Raw genomic sequence first — 17,665 nt, forward strand, 5'->3', positions numbered from 1 at the left:
GCGAATAGGGAGTGGCGAATAGCGAATAGAGACATCCGGGCATCAGAAGCCGTTCGCCTTCCCCTCCTCGCCACTCCCCATTCACCATTCGCCTGCCACCGCCCGCTGCTCAACCTCTACCGGTAATCATTCCATGGCCAACGTCACCCTCCGCAACGTCCGCAAGGTCTACCAGGGCGGCTTCGAAGCCATCAAAGGCGTCGATATCGATGTCGGCGACGGTCAGTTCTGCGTGCTGGTCGGCCCGTCGGGCTGCGGCAAATCCACCCTGCTGCGGATGGTCGCGGGGCTCGAGACGATCACCTCGGGCGAGATCGACATCGGCGGCCGCATCGTCAATGCGATCGAGCCGGCCGATCGCGACATCGCGATGGTGTTCCAGAACTACGCGCTCTATCCGCATATGACCGTCTACAACAACATGGCCTACGGCCTGCGCAATCGCGGCATGGCCGAGAAGGAGATCAGGACGCGCGTCGAGGACGCCGCTCGCATCCTCGAGCTCGGCACCATGCTCGAGCGGAAGCCGCGCCAGCTCTCCGGCGGCCAGCGCCAGCGCGTCGCGATGGGCCGCGCCATCGTGCGCCAGCCCAAGGTGTTCCTGTTCGACGAGCCGCTCTCCAACCTGGACGCCAAGCTGCGCATCGCGATGCGGGTCGAGATCCGCAAGCTGCAGCGCCGGCTCAACACCACCGCGATCTACGTCACCCACGACCAGCTCGAGGCGATGACGCTCGCCGACATCCTGGTGGTGATGAACGGCGGCAAGGTCGAGCAGATCGGCAATCCGCTCGAGATCTATCAGAAGCCCGCCACCACCTTCGTCGCATCGTTCATCGGCGCGCCGCCGATGAACCTGATGCCGGTCGATGGCCTCCGTCCCCAGTTGCACGGTGCCGACGCGGTTCCCGCCGATGCCGGCCAGCTCGGCATCCGCCCTGAAGATTTCGAGCTCGGCGACACCGTTCCGGCGGGCGGGGTCGGGCTCGACCTCCGCGTCGAAGCGATCGAGCACGTCGGCGCCGAAACCTATGTCTACGGCGCGCGCCAGGACGCCGGCAGCGACGACCGGCTCTCCGCCACCGCCAACGACATCATCGTGCGGCTGCCGGGCACGGCCGCGCCGGAGATCGGCGCGCGGATTCGCGCCGTGGCGCCGCGGGCCAAGCTGCACCTGTTCTCGGCCGACGGCCGGCAGCGGCTATCGGCTTAAGCCCTTCCACAGGCTGACCGTTCCGGCGCATTCGGGGTGCTTGAACGCACCCCGGATCGTGCCCATATTGCTGCTCAAGGGGTGCCGACAGGGCCCTGATACATCAAAGTCGCTTCGAGAGGACTTTGTAAACCATGTCTCGTGTTCCTTCGCTCTCCAGTCCGTTTCTGCTGGGCTTCGACGAGATCGAGCGCGTGCTCGACCGCGTCGTCAAAGGTGCCGACGGGTATCCGCCGTACAATATCGAGCGGTTCGAACGCACCAATGGCCAGCCCGAGCGTCTGCGGATCACGCTGGCGGTGGCGGGTTTCACCCGCGACCAACTCGATGTCACCATTGAGGAAAACCAGCTGGTCATCCGCGGCCGGCAGCAGGACGACAAGACCAGGCAATACATTCATCGCGGCATTGCCGCGCGCCACTTCCAGCGCACCTTCGTGCTGGCGGAGGGAATGCATGTGCTCGGTGCGGACCTGAAGAACGGGTTGTTGTCGGTCGATCTGGCCAGGCCGGAGCCTGAGCGGATCGTTAAGACAATAGCGATCAATGAACACGAATAATGGTTTGATGGAACGAGTAGCGGACTCGACCGCTTGAGTCTCAGAAGGAGTCGAGACCATGACTGAAGGTAATGTTGCGTCGGAATCCCCCGTCTCCCTGGAGTCGCTGGCTACCTTGGGCGAGGGCCACATTGCTTATGTGAAGCAGATCCGCTCCGAGGACGTACCGGGACTGTTTCCGCAGGCACCGCACATCGCGCCGGGACTGAAGCTGTTCGCCTTGCATGCCGCTGACGGCACGCCGATCATGCTCACCGACAGCCGCGAAGCCGCGATTGCGAATGCTTGGAGCCACGAACTCCAGGCCGTGAGCGTGCACTGACGCAAAGGCCGCGCCGCAGCGCCTGCGGCAACCGCGTCTCGTGAGACTTGATGCTCACGAGATCCATGCGGCTCACGCACTGACACGAGGGCGGTCCCCGGAAACGGGGGCGGCCCTTTTTTCTGCCCGGAGCGAGCGCCGCACATGACGTTGCCGACAACACCCCTGAGCGCCGCAGAGCTGAGCGCAGATCGCGCGCTCGCGGACGCACTGCTCGCGCTCAACAATGCGCATGCCTCGGAGCTGTCCTGGCTCTCGCCCGATGCGCTGGAGCAGCTGGTCGATCGAGCCTGGCGCGCCCGGCGCGTTGGTTGGGCCGACGCGCTGGTGATCGCGCTGGATCACGCCGCCGCCTATGACAATCCGAATCACCGCTGGTTCCGGGCGCGCTACGATCGGTTCGTCTATGTCGACCGCATCGTGGTGGCGCCGGCCGCCCGCGGCCGGGGCCTGGCGCGGCAGCTCTATGAGGAGCTGATTCGGGAGGCGGCCGCGGCGGGCCACGACCACATCGTCTGCGAGGTCAATCTGGATCCGCCCAATCCGCAGTCGGACGCGTTTCATGCTGCGCTCGGCTTCGCGCCGTTGGCGACGGCCGGCATCCATGGCGGCGCCAAGACGGTGCGCTACATGGCGAGATCGTTGCGATAGCCGGCGTCGGACGACGCGGCTGCTGAAAGCGCCTTTGAGAAATTTGTTTCCATCGATGTCTGGAACGGTCGATTTGACAACCAGATACAATCCGACCGGGTTTAAGGCGAAGGTGTCCAATCCTTAAGTTGTCCCCGTTGCGGCACGCGCTAGTCCGATGTGTGACGAGCATGTGTAGGGATGGCAGATGCATGGATCACGGCTTGATGCAGGCGGCGTCTATCGAGAGCTTGCACGCGGGACCCTCCCCAACCGGCACGTCTTTGTGGACAGTCCTCCGCCGGGACCGAGCCCTTACTACGTCATCTGCAACAGCGTGCCGAAAGCAGGAACGTACCTGCTGGTCGAACTCGTCAGAGCGCTGGGTGGTCACGTCGATGTCGGCTATCACACCTACACGTCATCGATCAGCAGGCTGAATCCCGACGGCTCGCTCGACTACGGACGCGCGCTCCCGGCGCCGCTCTGGGCGTCGGCCCTGAGCTCCGGCTACTCCTGCGCCTCGCACACCGAGTACTGTCCGTATCTCGAGCAATACCTGCTGGGCAGACCGGACCACAAGATGCTGTTCATCGTCCGCGACCCCCGCGACATCGTCGTGAGCTGGGTCGACTTCGTCTACCATTCGGCGGCCTACCCGAAGATGCGGAAGTGGAACGCCTATCTGCGGGCGGCCGGATCGGCCGCTCACCCGGATGACGACTCCCGAATCACATCGACCCTCCTCTCTTTGCCCCGATCGGGCATCAAGAAGTTCATGAGCTGGCTGGACTCGCCGGCCTGCCTGACCGTGAGGTTCGAAGAGCTCTATGCAGAGCTCGCGGCCGACGATGTGGCGCGGTCGTCGTTTCCCGTCCTTCACGGCATCTGCGACTACCTGGGGCTGCCGCGCAAGACGGCCGCGGAGCTCGATGTGCTCGGCCGCGGTCTGACGTCGTCGGGACGGGGCCGGAAGGTCGGCATCTACAAGGAGCGAATGATGCCGCATCATTTCGACCTGCTCCGCAGCGAGGCATTCCAGGAGCTCGTCGTCGAGTTCGGCTACGAGCCGACGCCGTTGCACCCACCCGCGCGGACGAGCGGGTTCAGTGCGGCGCGGAAGCTCGCCAGCAGGCTTTCCCGGTCCTTGCAGGGCGGCGGCGCGATACGACGTCAGGCCGCGGAGGCGGGCGGCAGCGCCAGCACCGAATAGATCGCCTGGGCGTCGCGCGAGGCACGGAGCTTCTTGGCGACATCCTGGTCGCGGAGAAGCCGGGCGATCCGCGCGAGGGCCTTCAGATGGTCGGCACCGGCGCCTTCCGGCGCCAGCAGCAGGAACACCAGATCGACCGGCTGGCCGTCCATGGCCTCGAAATCGATCGGCCGCTCCAGCCGGGCGAACAGGCCGAACAGCTTCTCCAGCTTCGGCAGCTTGCCGTGGGGAATCGCCACGCCATACCCGACGGCCGTGGTTCCGAGCTTCTCCCGCTGCAGCAGCACTTCGAAGATGTTGCGCTCGTTCTGCCCGGTCAGCGCAGCCGCGCGGGCGGCAAGCTCCTGCAGCGCCTGCTTCTTACTGATGACCTTCAAAGCCGGCACGATCGCCTCGGGTGCGACCAGATCGGTAATCGGCATAGGGCGTTCCGAGGTGATTGAACCGTCAGGGTGCGAAATAGGTCGGGACAGACCGGCGTCAAGAAGCTGAGGCGGCAGGCGGGCTTAACCCGTGTCCGATGGGTGGGGCTTCTACCCCAACGCAACGGCCGTGCCAACACCCGCAAGCGTGTTCCCGCAGCCTATCCTTAAAGATCGCCGGAGCGTGGCGGCCTGAAGGCGCCAGCGCCCCAACCGCTTGGTCGCATCCCTTCATTGCCGTGGCGTGACGTCGCAACCCGTCCGCCAACCGCCTGATCGGGAACCGGTTTTCGCGCCGCCAGGAGATCCCTGGAACGCATCCGCGCGACTACGGTGTCACCGCCGGTGGATCGACCCAGCCGATATTGCCGTCGGCGCGGCGGTAGATGATGTTCACCCGGCCGCTGGAGCCATGCTGAAACACCATGCAGGGCGCCCCCGAAAGATCGAGCTCCATGACCGCTTCCGACACCGACAGCCGCTTCAGCGCCGTGGTGTTCTCGGCAATGATCACCGGACTGTAGCCAGTGATCTCCTCGTCGCCCTCGGCCGGCGCCTCGATCACGTAGCTCGGCGCATCCAGCACCGCGCCGTCGAGATTGGCGAGCGCCGCATTGGCCGCATGGGATTTGCGCCCCGAGCGGTCCTTCAACCGGCTCTTGTAGCGGCGCAGGCGCTTCTCGATCATCAGGAGCGCCTGGTCGGCGCTGGCATAGGCGTCCGGCGCATTCGATTCGGCCTCGAGCGTGATGCCGGAATCGAGGTGCAGGGCGCAATCGGTCTTGAACCCGAAACCGTCCTTGGAGAGCGTGACATGGCCGGAATAGTTGCCGTCGAAGTATTTTCGCAAGACTTCGTCGGTGCGCTCGCTGACGCGCCCACGCAGCGCTTCGCTGACGCTGATGCTCTTTCCGGAAATCCGCAGGGTCATGTGTCGCCTCGATTCATGTGAACCAAGTATGACACTAAGCCTATTTGGTTAAGGCGCAATCGCGGGGCCCGGTCAAACTGACGCGGCATCCCGGGTGCGGTCGGCGCTGGCGGGGGCCGACAGGGCATGCGCCAGCATGCTCTGCTTGTCGCGGCGGCGCTGCACCGAGGACGGGATCCGCATCGCCTCCCGGTATTTCGCGACCGTGCGGCGGGCGATGTCGATGCCGGCGGTCCGCAGCTTCTCGACGATGGTGTCGTCGGAGAGAATTGCGGAGGGATCTTCCGCATCGATCAGCTGCTTGATGTGATGGCGCACGGCTTCCGCCGAGTGCGCCTCGCCGCCATCGGCCGATGCGATCGAGGCGGTGAAGAAATATTTCAGCTCGAACGTGCCGCGATTGGTCGCCATGTATTTGTTGGCGGTGACGCGCGAAACCGTCGATTCATGCATCTGGATCGCATCCGCAACGGCCTTCAAGTTGAGCGGCCGCAGATGCGCGACGCCGTGGGTGAAGAAGCCGTCCTGCTGGCGCACGATTTCGGTCGCGACCTTCAGGATCGTGCGGGCGCGCTGATCGAGCGCACGCACCAGCCACGTCGCGTTCTGCAGGCAGTCGGTGAAGTAGGACTTGTCGCCGTCCTTGCGGATCGTCTTCGACAGCTCGGAGTAATAGTGCTGGTTCACCAGGACGCGCGGCAGCGTGTCGCTGTTGAGCTCGACCAGCCAGCCGCCGTCGGGACCCGGGCGGACGTAGACGTCGGGCACCATGGTCTGTGTGCGCGTGGTGCCGAACTTCAGCCCCGGCTTCGGATCGAGCCTGCGGATCTCGCCGATCATGTCGACGAGGTCCTCGTCGTCGACGCCGCACAGCTTGCGAAGGGCGACGAAGTCGCGCTTGGCCAGGAGATCGAGGTGCTCGACGAGCGCCTGCATCGCCGGATCGTAGCGGTCGAGCTCACGCAGCTGGATTGCGAGACATTCGCTCAAATTGCGGGCGCAGATGCCGGGCGGATCGAACGTCTGCAGCACGCCGAGCACGGCATCGACGTCGGCCTGCTCGGCGCCGAGCCGGTCGGCGGCCTGGCCGAGATCGGCGGGCAGATAGCCGGCCTCGTCGACGAGATCGATCAGATACTGGCCGATCATGCGGTCGGCCGGCGCGGTGAAGGCCACCGCCGCCTGCTCGGCGAGATGATCCGACAGCGTGGTCTCGGCCGCGACGAAGGCTTCGAGATTGTAGTCCTCATCACCGGAGGCACCACCGCCCCATTCGGTGTAGGTGGTCGGCGCGGCGTCCTGCGCGGTCCGCGCGGCCGCTTCGGCGGGCTCTTCGGAGAACACATTCTCGAGCCCGGAATCGAGCGTCTGTTCGATCTCCGTACGGGTGCCGAGATCGCGGCTCATCCAGTCGTCCTGGGCGCCCTCGAAGCTCTCGCCGCCGCTCGCGCCCTCGCCGAAATCGTCGCCGCCGGCCTCGCCACCTTCCGAGAACTCGGCCCGCTCGGACATCTGCTGCTCGCCGGCGACCGGCGCTTCCGGACCGTCGCTCGCGCGCTCCAGCAGCGGGTTGCGCTCCAGCTCCTCTTCGACGAACGTGGAGAGGTCGAGATTGGACAATTGCAGCAGCTTGATCGCCTGCATCAGCTGCGGCGTCATCACCAGCGACTGCGACTGGCGGAATTCTAATCTCTGCGTCAACGCCATGGGAGCAAGAACATTCCCTTACTGGTCCAATTCTTGCTTATCCTAATCTGCGCGCGATGTACACGGCTTGACGAATAAGAAAAACGGAGTATGGCGCGCGCGGAAGACGAGGTTACCGGCCTCGCAAAGCAGTTGGAAACAGCGGTATTCGCAGCGTTTCCGCGACCCGTCCTGTGTCCGACAAAGCGGACAAACAGCGCGTCGGCAACCCTACAGCCGGAATTCCTCACCGAGATACAGCCGGCGCACGTCGGGATCGGCGACGATCTCCTCCGGGCTGCCTTCGGTGAGAATCTGCCCCGCATAGACGATGTAGGCCCGATCGGTGAGGCCGAGCGTCTCGCGGACGTTATGGTCGGTGATGAGCACGCCGATGCCGCGGTTGGTGAGATGGCGCACCAGCTGCTGGATGTCGCCGACCGCGATCGGATCGATGCCGGCGAACGGCTCGTCGAGCAGCATGTAGTTCGGGCGCGTCGCCAGCGCGCGCGCGATCTCGACGCGGCGACGCTCGCCGCCGGACAGCGCGATCGACGGCGACTTGCGCAGCCGCGTGATGGTGAACTCTTCCAGCAGCGCGTCGAGCTCGCGCTCGCGCTTCTTGCGCGACGGCTCGACCACCTCGAGCACGGCGCGGATGTTCTGCTCGACGGTGAGGCCGCGGAAGATCGAGGCCTCCTGCGGCAGGTAGCCGATGCCGAGCCGCGCGCGCTGATACATCGGCAGCCGCGTCACGTCATGGCCATCGAGCTCGATGGCGCCGCGATCGGCCTTGATCAGCCCGGTGATCATGTAGAACACGGTGGTCTTGCCGGCGCCGTTCGGCCCGAGCAGGCCGACGGCCTCGCCGCGGCGGACATAGATCGAGACGCCGCGCACGACCTGGCGGCTGCCAAAGCTCTTCTCGATCGAATGCACGGCGAGGAAGCCCGGCCGGCGCAGCAATTGCGGGCCGCCGCCCGCGCCATTGTTGCGCGGCTTGGCGGGTCCCGGCTGTGAGGCCGGCCGCTTGCGCTGGATCTGCTCGGTGTTCTGCGGCGAGCGCGGATTGATGCGTGGCACCGTTTCATCGCGCACGGAGTCGGCGAGCGCGGCGAGCGGATCATCGCTGTAGGAATTGCCGAACGGATCGTCCATGGCCGTGATGTCGTCGCGCCGGCGCGAGGAGCCTCGCTGGCCGCGCTTGGCGGGACGCCCACGAAACATGCCGAGTAGATCCACCATCCCCGCTTCGCTTACGCCCTTCGAGGCTGCCCGTCACCGACCGCAGCGCTGGCTCGCCCGCTCACCGCGAGCGAACGCATCTCACCTCTCTCGCGGATCACAGGGAGCGCGAGGCCGGCCAAAGCGCGGCAGGCCGCGCTTCGGAGTTTGTCGTCTGACGGCGAAGTCGCGGTCGCCACGCAGGCGACCGATCGCAAGATCGCAATCGTGTCCGGCATCACTCTTTCGCAGCCATGCAACGGGCTCCACGGCCTCCCGTTACATCGGTCCTGCGACAGAACCGCCCGCCCGCTAGATAGAGGCAGCAGCGGCGCGGTTCAACTGGGCCGCCGGCGTTTTGCTAAATAATTGAAGTCACTTCGATTTGCCTGGACCGAGCTGCAGCGGCGCGGCGCTGCCCGGAGCCGAGGCGGTCGACGGACCGCAGCCGCCGCCCGCGCCGGCGCCCGCCTGCGGCAGCAGCACCTGCACGCCGCGCCCGCTGTCGGATTCGACGCGCGACACGCCGGTGGTCATGTCCACCGTCAGGCGGTCGCCACGCATCACGTTCTTGCACTGGGTCAGCACCACGCCGCCCTGCATCGAGATCATGTTGGTCTTGGTGTCGTAGACCGCGGTCTCGCCGGTCACGACCTGATCCTTCTGGGTCACCTTGACGTCGCCGCGCGCCTCCAACCGGCGAATCGCCGAGCTGCCGTCCGGCCCCGGCGTCGCCGCCGGCGTGGCCTTGCTCGACTTGGCGCCGCCCGGCTGGGCGCCGCCGTCGTAGAACACCACCAGCGATTTCGAGGTCATGGTGGTATCGCCCTGCACGACCTTGACGTTGCCGGTGAAGGTCGCCTCCTTCTTCTTGTCGCGCATCTCGAGCGCAGCGGCCTCGATCTGGATCGGCTGGTCGCGGTTCTGCGAAAATCCCTGCAGCGCGTTCGGCACCCCGGTGGTCGCGCTCTGCGCCTGCAGCGGATCGGCGAACGCGATCAGCGCCAGCGCACCGAACGAGGCGCCGCGCCGGACCGCGGCAATCAAACGATACGTCGTCATGAGCTCACTTCACGTTGCGGGCCGGACGGCCGGGATCGGCGCTCGCGGTCGTGGCCGGAGCGGCATTCATGTTGTCGAGGTTCATCATCACGTTGCCCTCGAAGCGGATGACCTCGCCATTGTCGGTGATGCGCAGGCGGTCGGCGGAGAGCGTGCCGTTGGTGAGCTTGACGTCGACGCGCTCGTCCGAGCTCACGGTGCCCTTGGCCATGTCGACCGAGGCCCGGCTCAGCCGCGCCTCGTAACCCGTCGACGTCGTCAGCAGGATGTCCTTCTTCAGCTCGAGCTGCTGCTGCTTGGTGTCGAACACGCCGGTATTGGCCTTCAACGTCACCGTCGACTGATCCTCCATCAGCACCTTGGCGCGGAGGATGTTGAGCTCGACGTGATCGGGATCGGTGAGGTCCTGCACCGCGCTCCGGGCGACGAGATCATAGGGCCGCTGGTCCGGCGTGAAGCCGGTCAGATGCGGCGTCTCCATCGTGATCTTGCGGCCGGAAATGACGAGGTTGCCGGTGAGATTGGGGGTGTTGATCTCCATGTGGAACGGATTGAACAGCGCGATGCCGATCACGACCGCCATCGCCAGTCCGACCGCCGCCGGCACCGCGACCCGCAGCACGCGCACGAAACGGCTGTGGCGCGCCGCGATCGCAAAGCGCGCCTGCAGGGTGGGATCATAGGCGGTGTTGTGGACCGAGTTCACCAGGGCTCCGACGGACACGGGATGCGCGCGAAACAGCGCCCATCCTACCATGGGGGGCCCCACCATTGCAGCCTGGAACTGGCGCGAAATCGCGACACAGGGGCCTCGCGATCATTACGAGACATTAATGATCGTGAACACGTCTGCGATTCGCCCCCGTCAGGAATGCGCGAAGATGTCCTCGGCCTCGAATCCGCCCAGATCGAGGGTGGCCCGGTGGGGCAGGAACGCGAAGCAGGCCTGCGCCAGCGCCAGCCGCCCTTCGCGCGCGAGCATCACGTCGAGCTTCTCGCGCAGCGCATGCAGGTGCAGCACGTCGGAGGCGGCATAAGCGAGCTGCGGCTCGCTGAGCGTATCTGCGCCCCAATCGCTCGACTGCTGCTGCTTGGAGAGATCGACATTGAGCAGCTCGCGCACGAGATCCTTGAGGCCGTGGCGGTCGGTATAGGTGCGCGCCAGCCGCGAGGCGATCTTGGTGCAGTACACCGGCTGCGGCATCACCCCGAACGCGTGAAACAGTGCCGCGATGTCGAAGCGCGCGAAGTGGAAGATCTTGGTGATGTCGGGGTTGCCGAGCAGCGCCTTCAGGTTCGGCGCGTCGGTGTGCCCCTTCGGGATCTGCACCACGTCGGCCGAGCCGTCGCCGGGCGACAGCTGCACCACGCACAGCCGGTCGCGGTGCGGATTGAGCCCCATCGTCTCGGTGTCGATCGCGACCGACGAGGTGTAGCGGGAAAGATCGGGCAGGTCGCCGCGGTGCAGGCGTACGGTCATGGCTCTCAAAACCTCGGTCGAATCGAAATCGGACGCGACGGGCCGGAGCAACGCCGCGGGAAGCGCTCGGGAACCGGCTGTAGCCCGGCGCTGGTAACCAACCGGCAAACGCGCCGGGCCGGTCCGGAGATCAGCCGTGGGAATGCCAGCCCCGCCGCCCGGGCGCAAGGGCCGGACGGGGCAAGGTGATCGCATCGGAGGTGACGCCGGCAGGTGTCGCCGCGGCCGTCGAGGTGGCGCCCTGAGGCGATCGGCCCGGTGGTTGCATCGCGCCAGATCGCACCCAATCGATCGATGCAACTCTTGCATTGATCGATGCCGCCTTTGGCTTGGACAGAAAATGCCACTGGCCGTACGCGTGATATTGTCGCATGACTTCGCATCTGAAGTGCAGCGACCCAAGGCGGCCGCAGCATCTGCCGACAACGACATAATCACATGAGGAGGAAGCCAAGATGAAGGCACTTACAGGTATCATTGCGGCCGCTGTGCTGGCGGTCTCGTCGCCCTTGGCGGTCGCGCGCGATTTCCGCTCAGCCGACGTGCACCCCGCGGATTATCCGACCGTCGAAGCCGTCAAGTTCATGGGCAAGCAGCTCGCTGCCGCGAGCGGTGGCAAGCTCGGCGTCAAGGTGTATCCGAACGGGGCGCTGGGCTCCGAGAAGGACACGATCGAGCAGCTCAAGATCGGCGCGCTCGACATGATGCGCATCAACTCCTCGCCGCTCAACAATTTCGTGCCCGAGACCGTCGCGCTATGCCTGCCCTTCGTCTTCCGCGACACGCAGCACATGCGCCACGTGCTCGACGGGCCGATCGGCGACGAGATCCTGGCCGCCATGGAGCCCGCGGGCCTGATCGGCCTCGCCTATTATGACAGCGGCGCGCGCTCAATCTACACGGTCAAGGCGCCGGTCAAGTCGCTCGCCGACCTCAAGGGCCTGAAGATTCGCGTCCAGCAGTCCGACCTCTGGGTCGGCATGATCCAGAGCCTCGGTGCCAACCCGACGCCGATGCCCTATGGCGAGGTCTACACCGCGCTCAAGACCGGCCTCGTCGACGCCGCCGAGAACAACTGGCCGTCCTACGAATCCTCGCGCCATTTCGAGGCCGCCAAGTTCTACAACGTCACCGAGCACTCGCTGGCGCCCGAAGTCCTCGTGATGTCCAAGAAGGTCTGGGACACCCTGAGCAAGGAGGACCAGGCGATGATCCGCAAGGCGGCAAAGGACTCCGTGCCGGTCATGCGCAAGCTGTGGGACGAGCGCGAGCAGACCTCCCGCAAGGCCGTCGAGGCCGCCGGCGTCCAGGTCGTGACGATCGCCAACAAGCAGGAATTCGTCGACGCGATGAAGCCGGTCTATCAGAAGTTCGCCGGCGACGAGAAGCTCTCGAGCCTCGTCAAGCGCATCCAGGATACGAAGTAAGAGTAGCGACGTAGCAATCGCGACTTCAAAGACACCTACCAAGAACAACAATCACACGGTCCGGCGCCGCCATCAGGCGGCGCCGGAGGAAAGCCAGGGGAGGGACGGGAATGACAGACCCACATGTCGGCGACCACGAGCATGGGGAGGGACGCCCGTCACGCGGCCCGCTGACGCGGATCAACGCCATCATCGCGCGGCTGGGCATGTATCTGTCCGTCGCCGGCCTGCTCGTCATCGTCACCATCGTGTTCTACCAGGTGTTCGGCCGCTACGTGCTCAACTCCAGCCCGACCTGGACCGAGAACCTGGCGCTGGTCCTGATCCTCTATGTCACATTGATCGGCGGCGCCGTCGGCGTCCGCGACGCCGGACATATCGGCATGGATAGTCTCCTCGTGATGCTGCCGGACTCGACGCGCGAGAAGATCGAGATCGTGATTCACGTGCTGGTCGCCCTGTTCGGCATCGCCATGGCCTACAACGGCTGGATCCTCGGCGCCTCCGTCGGCACCGTGAAGATCGCCAATCTCGGCCTGCCCGAGCTCGTCCGCTACGTCCCGCTGGTCGTCTCCGGGCTCCTGATCGTCTCCTTCTCGATCGAGCACATCATTGCTCTCCTGCGCGGTGAAGAGGTCATCCCGTCATGGAACTGATCATTCTCGGCGTCACGTTCTTCGGCTTTCTCATCCTCGGCGTTCCCGTCGCCTTCGCCATCGGCCTCTCCGCGATCTGCACCATTCTGTATGAAGGCCTGCCGGTCGCCGTCATCTTCCAGCAGATGATGTCGGGGATGAACATCTTCTCGTTCCTCGCCATCCCGTTCTTCGTCTTCAGCGGCGAGCTGATGCTGCATGGCGGCGTCGCCGACAAGATCGTGAAGCTCGCCAAGAATCTTGTCGGCCACATCCGCGGCGGACTCGGCATGTCCAATGTCGTCGCCTGCACCTTGTTCGGCGGCGTCTCCGGCTCTCCCGTCGCCGACGTCTCGGCGATGGGCGCGGTGATGATCCCGATGATGAAGAAGGAGGGGTTCGACACCGACTACGCCGTCAACGTCACCACCCACGCCTCGCTGGTCGGCGCGCTGATGCCGACCAGCCACAACATGATCATCTATGCGCTGGCCGCCGGCGGCAAGGTGTCGATCGGCGCGCTGATCGCCGCCGGCCTCCTGCCGGCGATGGTGCTGATGGTCTGCATGCTGGTCGCCGCCTACGCGGTCGCCGTGAAGCGCGGCTATCCCGCGGGCAAGTTTCCCGGCTGGCCCGAAGTTTTCCGCTCGTTCGCGGCGGCGCTGCCCGGCCTTCTGATCGTCGGCATCATCCTGACGGGCATCCTGTCCGGCGTCTTCACCGCCACGGAGTCCGCGGCCGTCGCGGTGACCTACACGATCCTGCTGACGTTCTTCATCTACCGCACGATGACCCTGGGCAACTTCCTGCGCGCCGCCGCCAAGGCGGTGAAGACCACCGGCGTCGTGCTGCTGCTGATCGGCGTCTCCACCATGTTCCAGTACCTGATGGGACTCTACGAGGTCGCCGATTTCGCCGGCGACCTGATGAGCAAGGTCTCGACGCAGCCCTGGATGATCTTCCTCTTGATCAACGTCATCCTGTTCCTGCTCGGCACCTTCATGGACATGGCCGCCACCATCCTGATCTGCACGCCGATCTTCCTGCCGATCGCGATGAAGGCCGGCATGGATCCGGTGCAGTTCGGCATGCTGATGCTGATCAACTGCGCGCTCGGCCTCAACACCCCACCGGTCGGCACCACGCAGTTCGTCGGCTGCGCCATCGGCGGCATCTCGGTCGGCGCCGTCATGCGCACCATCCTGCCGTTCTACGCCGCCCTGATCGCCGCCCTGATGTTCGTGACCTACGTGCCGGCCTTCTCGCTCTGGCTGCCGCGGCTGTTGATGGGGTATAAGGGATAGCTGCAAGCGGTCGAAGGTTTGCTGGCCAGCCAGGCTAGCAAACCGCGCCCGCCGTGATTGGCTGACAACAACATTTGCTGACAGCGTAGGGTGGGCAAAGGCGCGCCCGACAGCCAGCTGGCCTATGCGGTCTCGCGCGCGACGTGCCCACCGCGCTGCGCCGAGATCAAGATGGTGGGCACGGCGCGCCAGCAGCGTAAGCCGCGAGAGCTCGCGATGCGCCTTTGCTCACCCCACAAAGCCTGACAGCAACCTCCTCCGCTGTCGTCCCGGACAAGCCTGCCGACGCAACGCGTCGACGGGCGCCAATCCGGGACCCATGGTCACCGTCGGTCATGCGGCGCACCGCCTGCACATTGCGGATATCAGGCGATAGGAGTCCGCATGCGTCGACGCTCACTTCATGCACGACCCGCGACAATGCCAATTGTTCCGACGGCCGCGCGATCCGTGGCGTCTGCATGAGCGGCAGGATCGTCTGCTCCATCGACACCGGCGACTATTCGGACGACTATCTCGCTCGGCCGAGCCGCAGCGCGGTGTCATGGTCGAATTGACCGGCAGGACCGGATGAAGAGGAGCTTGCAATGGCGGCAATCGGATTCATCGGGTTGGGAGTCATGGGCGAGCCGATGTGCCGCAATCTGGCGCGGAAGTCCGGCGTCCCGGTGCTCGGCTTCGATCGTCTGGATGCGCCGCTGGAGCGCCTCGCTGCCGTCGGCGTCATCAGGGCCGCGTCGCTGGCGGAGTTGGCGCGCGAGGCAGACGTGATCTTCATGGCGTTGCCGAGCGGAAAGCACGTCCAGGCCGTGTGCGACGGCGATGACGGCCTGCTCCGGCACGCGGCAGCACGACACACCATCGTCGACCTCGGCACCTCCCCGGTGCAGACCACCCGGGACCTGGCCGCGCGTTTCGCGGCCAACGGCGCCGCCTATGCCGATGCGCCGATCGCCCGCACCCGGCAGGCGGCCGAAGACGGCACGCTGAGCGTGATGGTAGGAGCCGACGCCGCCACGTTCGAAAGGCTGCGGCCGCTGATCGCGACGTTTGCGACTGACATCACCCATTGCGGCGGCGTCGGCGCAGGCCAGGTCGTGAAGATCCTCAACAACATGGTGCTGATGCAGACCGTGGTGGCGCTCGGCGAGGCGCTGGAGACCGCCAAGCGCGCGGGCCTCGATCCCAAGCTGCTGTTCGAAACGCTCGCCAAGGGCTCCGCCGACAGCTTCGCGCTGCGCAACCACGGCATGAAGGCGATGCTCCCCGACACATATCCCGAGCGCGCGTTCTCGACCGAATATGCGCGCAAGGACGTCGGCTATGCCCTCGATCTCGCCAGGTCCGTACAGATCGATCTGCCGGGCGCGGAGCTCGCCGACCGACGATTGGGAGAGGCCATCGAAGCGGGATATGGCGATCTGTATTGGCCGGTGCTGGCCCGTGTGATCGCGGCGTCACGCACGGAGTGACCTGGACATCGGACTTTGTTGGCCAGCCCTGGACCGGCGGATTGCGCTTTGATAGCCAGCCGACAACGGCATTCTCTGCGTGGCCGATGAGCTTTTCTTGTAACAGAGACATCGGTGGCTAGAATTGCGCATGTTTACGAATGTGAAGACCTTGCTCGGGGCTGAGATGATCCGCGATGGCGGTTCTCTTGCCGTGTCGTTCTGCGACGAACGTGACGCGGAATGGATCGTTTTCCTGCCGCTTCGCTCGATCAATCACGGAGATCGAATGGAGAGACTCGGCTTCGATGAACCCTTACTGATCGACGCATCCCCTGATAACCGTCCGGCAGTTAGCCCAGGCATTCAATATAGCAAGCTGTCTGGGCCCAACCAGACTCTGACCTGGGTGGAGGCTCAAGCCTTGACCATGCAGTTCGCCGCGCGTTCGGCTGAGCTAGGTCAGCGGGCAGCCGAATGCCTGAAGATGCTCTGCTTTGCCGTCGATCGGCAAGGCGAGTTGCCGCCAGGCATGGATCGTTTTCTTGGAATTGGAAGCTAGCAGCGGCGATACGGCTAGGGACTCATAACGTGCCGTCTGCTTCTTCCGGAAATCACGCCTCGCGGCACCCTCCGCTGTCGTCCCGGACAAGCCTGCCGACGCAACGCGTCGGCGGGCGCTGATCCGGGATCCATAACCACAGGATGCCGTGAGGCGCTCGGGATGGGCCGCATGCCCCTTTCAGACATCACGCGGTATGGGTCCCCGCGTTCGCGGGGACGACACCAATTGTGGGGCGGCGGCTTCGCGCCACACCACCGGGCTGCGGCAGTTGCCTCTTCAATTCGCGGCACCGCTATCATCTCCGTGACGGGGCCCCTGATGCGGTCATCATCGGCCATCGAACTCGGTCCGCAAGTCATCGGGAGTCCGGACCGAGCTCTGGATTGCGTCACGTCGCTCGCGACGACGGTGGCGCTATCAGCATGACTACCATGCGCAAATTGCCCGTCGTGTTAGTTCGTCGCAATATTCCCCCTTGCACCGTCGGGCAAATCACCTGCACATTTCCGCGCGTCCCTGCTGCCGCATGAGGGGCGTGTCGCGACCGTCACGAGACGTTGGCAGTGGGATGCGATGGGCGTGTGTCGACGCAGCGTGAGCTAATCGCGCGGACGAACGGCGATGCACGCACGGTCAAGTCGCGCGGTCCTGATATCCCGACGCTGATATCAACCTGGCGCAATGCTAGCGCATTGCGTGGGGGATGGTGGCCAACAAGCCCGGCGCACCAGGGAGAACGCGAAGCAGCCGTTAAAACCGTTGCGCAGGGAGGGCCGGATGATCCGGCGCGTACCTGTGGTTCCTGCCGCCAGCATTTTCTTCCGCTGGCGGGCCATGGGTGCGGTCGGCACCCGGCCTTCCCTGCGCCCTCATGATTTGGAGGGCGAGACGATCAGCATGACTCGGGCGCGGATGCGTCGCGAGGCCGAGGAGGCTCGTCCGGAATGATTTCCGATAAGCGCACGAGATCCGAGACGATGAGGATGACTGACAAGCAAGATGTATCTCCGCGCAGGAGGCGCCTCGCCTTTCTTCGTTACGCGATCGGATCAAAGTCTCACCAAGGTCTCGGTCCACTCCCCTCCCCCTTGCGGGGAGGGGTCGGGGGTGGGGGTCTCCGGGCGATGAAGCAAGCGACAGGCACCACCTCTCTGAAGCAAGAGAAGCGACGTGCGCCTCATTTGCAGCGGAGCGTGCGGACCCCCACCCCCAACCGCTCCCCGCAAGGGGGAGGGGAGCTGACCGTCGCTGCGGCGAGATCGAGAATGACACGAGGTGTTGGCATGGCCGAAACGGAGCTCACGGCGAAAGCCGCCGATGCGCGGCGAAGCGTGTCTGCGACCGACGGGATGCGTGGTCCGGCGACTTCGGAGCTACGGCGATATCGGGGAAAAATCGAAACCGAGCCTTGGCTCGGCGGCGCCACGCGTAGCCTGAAAGGCGTAGCGTGGTGCCCAGGAAAGGACTCGAACCTTCACGGCCGTTAAGCCACTGGCACCTGAAGCCAGCGCGTCTACCAATTCCGCCACCTGGGCATGTG

Annotated in this window: 17 protein-coding genes and 1 tRNA gene; 10 read left to right on the forward strand and 8 right to left on the reverse strand. The window is 65.2% G+C overall.

Going from position 1 to position 17,665, the window contains the following annotated elements; all coding sequences use genetic code 11:
* Positions 1-133: 133 nt before the first annotated feature.
* The 5 genes from QX128_RS30510 (at position 134) to QX128_RS30530 (ending at position 3,938) form a co-directional block, all read left to right on the forward strand.
* The gene (locus QX128_RS30510; protein ID WP_315805652.1) at positions 134-1,213 is read left to right on the forward strand and encodes a sn-glycerol-3-phosphate import ATP-binding protein UgpC; all 1,080 of its coding nucleotides are present in this window, start codon (positions 134-136) and stop codon (positions 1,211-1,213) included.
* Between the two features lie 134 nt (positions 1,214-1,347).
* Positions 1,348-1,773, forward strand: coding sequence for an Hsp20 family protein (locus QX128_RS30515; protein ID WP_006613108.1), 426 nt, complete (start codon positions 1,348-1,350; stop codon positions 1,771-1,773).
* A 58-nt stretch (positions 1,774-1,831) separates the two neighbouring features.
* Positions 1,832-2,095 carry a DUF1150 family protein gene (locus tag QX128_RS30520; protein ID WP_009026315.1) on the forward strand — a complete coding sequence of 88 codons (264 nt, stop codon included), beginning with the start codon at positions 1,832-1,834 and terminating at the stop codon, positions 2,093-2,095.
* Between the two features lie 144 nt (positions 2,096-2,239).
* On the forward strand, positions 2,240-2,746 hold the full coding sequence (locus tag QX128_RS30525) for a GNAT family N-acetyltransferase (protein ID WP_316239371.1): 507 nt from the start codon (positions 2,240-2,242) through the stop codon (positions 2,744-2,746).
* A 265-nt stretch (positions 2,747-3,011) separates the two neighbouring features.
* Positions 3,012-3,938: a sulfotransferase domain-containing protein gene (locus QX128_RS30530; RefSeq protein WP_316239372.1), complete on the forward strand. Its 927-nt coding sequence runs from the start codon at positions 3,012-3,014 to the stop codon at positions 3,936-3,938.
* Here QX128_RS30530 and ptsN read toward each other — a convergent pair.
* The 7 genes from ptsN to QX128_RS30565 form a co-directional block, all read right to left on the reverse strand.
* Positions 3,899-4,360 carry a PTS IIA-like nitrogen regulatory protein PtsN gene (gene ptsN / locus QX128_RS30535; RefSeq protein WP_315805649.1) on the reverse strand — a complete coding sequence of 154 codons (462 nt, stop codon included), beginning with the start codon at positions 4,358-4,360 and terminating at the stop codon, positions 3,899-3,901. The genes QX128_RS30530 and ptsN overlap by 40 nt on opposite strands.
* A 328-nt stretch (positions 4,361-4,688) precedes the next feature.
* Positions 4,689-5,291 carry a ribosome hibernation-promoting factor, HPF/YfiA family gene (hpf, locus tag QX128_RS30540; protein WP_316178971.1) on the reverse strand — a complete coding sequence of 201 codons (603 nt, stop codon included), beginning with the start codon at positions 5,289-5,291 and terminating at the stop codon, positions 4,689-4,691.
* A 72-nt stretch (positions 5,292-5,363) separates the two neighbouring features.
* Positions 5,364-6,998 carry an RNA polymerase factor sigma-54 gene (gene rpoN, locus QX128_RS30545; RefSeq protein ID WP_316178970.1) on the reverse strand — a complete coding sequence of 545 codons (1,635 nt, stop codon included), beginning with the start codon at positions 6,996-6,998 and terminating at the stop codon, positions 5,364-5,366.
* 210 nt (positions 6,999-7,208) lie between these two features.
* On the reverse strand, positions 7,209-8,222 hold the full coding sequence (gene lptB / locus QX128_RS30550; protein ID WP_316178968.1) for an LPS export ABC transporter ATP-binding protein: 1,014 nt from the start codon (positions 8,220-8,222) through the stop codon (positions 7,209-7,211).
* A 354-nt stretch (positions 8,223-8,576) separates the two neighbouring features.
* Positions 8,577-9,263, reverse strand: coding sequence for an LptA/OstA family protein (locus QX128_RS30555; protein WP_315805646.1), 687 nt, complete (start codon positions 9,261-9,263; stop codon positions 8,577-8,579).
* Between the two features lie 4 nt (positions 9,264-9,267).
* A complete protein-coding gene (gene lptC, locus QX128_RS30560) occupies positions 9,268-9,969 on the reverse strand; it encodes an LPS export ABC transporter periplasmic protein LptC (RefSeq protein ID WP_316239404.1) in 702 nt (233 codons plus the stop codon).
* Between the two features lie 159 nt (positions 9,970-10,128).
* Entirely contained in the window at positions 10,129-10,743 is a 615-nt protein-coding gene (locus QX128_RS30565) for a ribonuclease D (RefSeq protein WP_316239373.1), read from the reverse strand.
* A gap of 455 nt (positions 10,744-11,198) precedes the next feature.
* Here QX128_RS30565 and QX128_RS30570 point away from each other — a divergent pair, with 455 nt between their 5' ends.
* From QX128_RS30570 to QX128_RS30590, 5 genes are all read left to right on the forward strand, one after another.
* A complete protein-coding gene (locus QX128_RS30570) occupies positions 11,199-12,170 on the forward strand; it encodes a TRAP transporter substrate-binding protein (protein ID WP_316239374.1) in 972 nt (323 codons plus the stop codon).
* A gap of 110 nt (positions 12,171-12,280) precedes the next feature.
* Positions 12,281-12,826, forward strand: coding sequence for a TRAP transporter small permease (locus QX128_RS30575; protein WP_316215390.1), 546 nt, complete (start codon positions 12,281-12,283; stop codon positions 12,824-12,826).
* Entirely contained in the window at positions 12,817-14,109 is a 1,293-nt protein-coding gene (locus QX128_RS30580) for a TRAP transporter large permease (protein WP_316239375.1), read from the forward strand. Before QX128_RS30575 ends, QX128_RS30580 begins: the two co-directional genes overlap by 10 nt.
* A 587-nt stretch (positions 14,110-14,696) precedes the next feature.
* Positions 14,697-15,581, forward strand: coding sequence for an NAD(P)-dependent oxidoreductase (locus QX128_RS30585; RefSeq protein WP_316239376.1), 885 nt, complete (start codon positions 14,697-14,699; stop codon positions 15,579-15,581).
* Between the two features lie 130 nt (positions 15,582-15,711).
* Positions 15,712-16,122, forward strand: coding sequence for a hypothetical protein (locus QX128_RS30590; protein ID WP_316239377.1), 411 nt, complete (start codon positions 15,712-15,714; stop codon positions 16,120-16,122).
* Between the two features lie 1,451 nt (positions 16,123-17,573).
* Here QX128_RS30590 and QX128_RS30595 read toward each other — a convergent pair.
* Positions 17,574-17,660 (reverse strand) — tRNA-Leu (locus QX128_RS30595).
* Between the last annotated feature and the right edge of the window lie 5 nt (positions 17,661-17,665).

Origin of the sequence: Bradyrhizobium sp. SZCCHNR1015, assembly GCF_032489875.1 — a bacterium.
Taxonomy (GTDB): domain Bacteria; phylum Pseudomonadota; class Alphaproteobacteria; order Rhizobiales; family Xanthobacteraceae; genus Bradyrhizobium.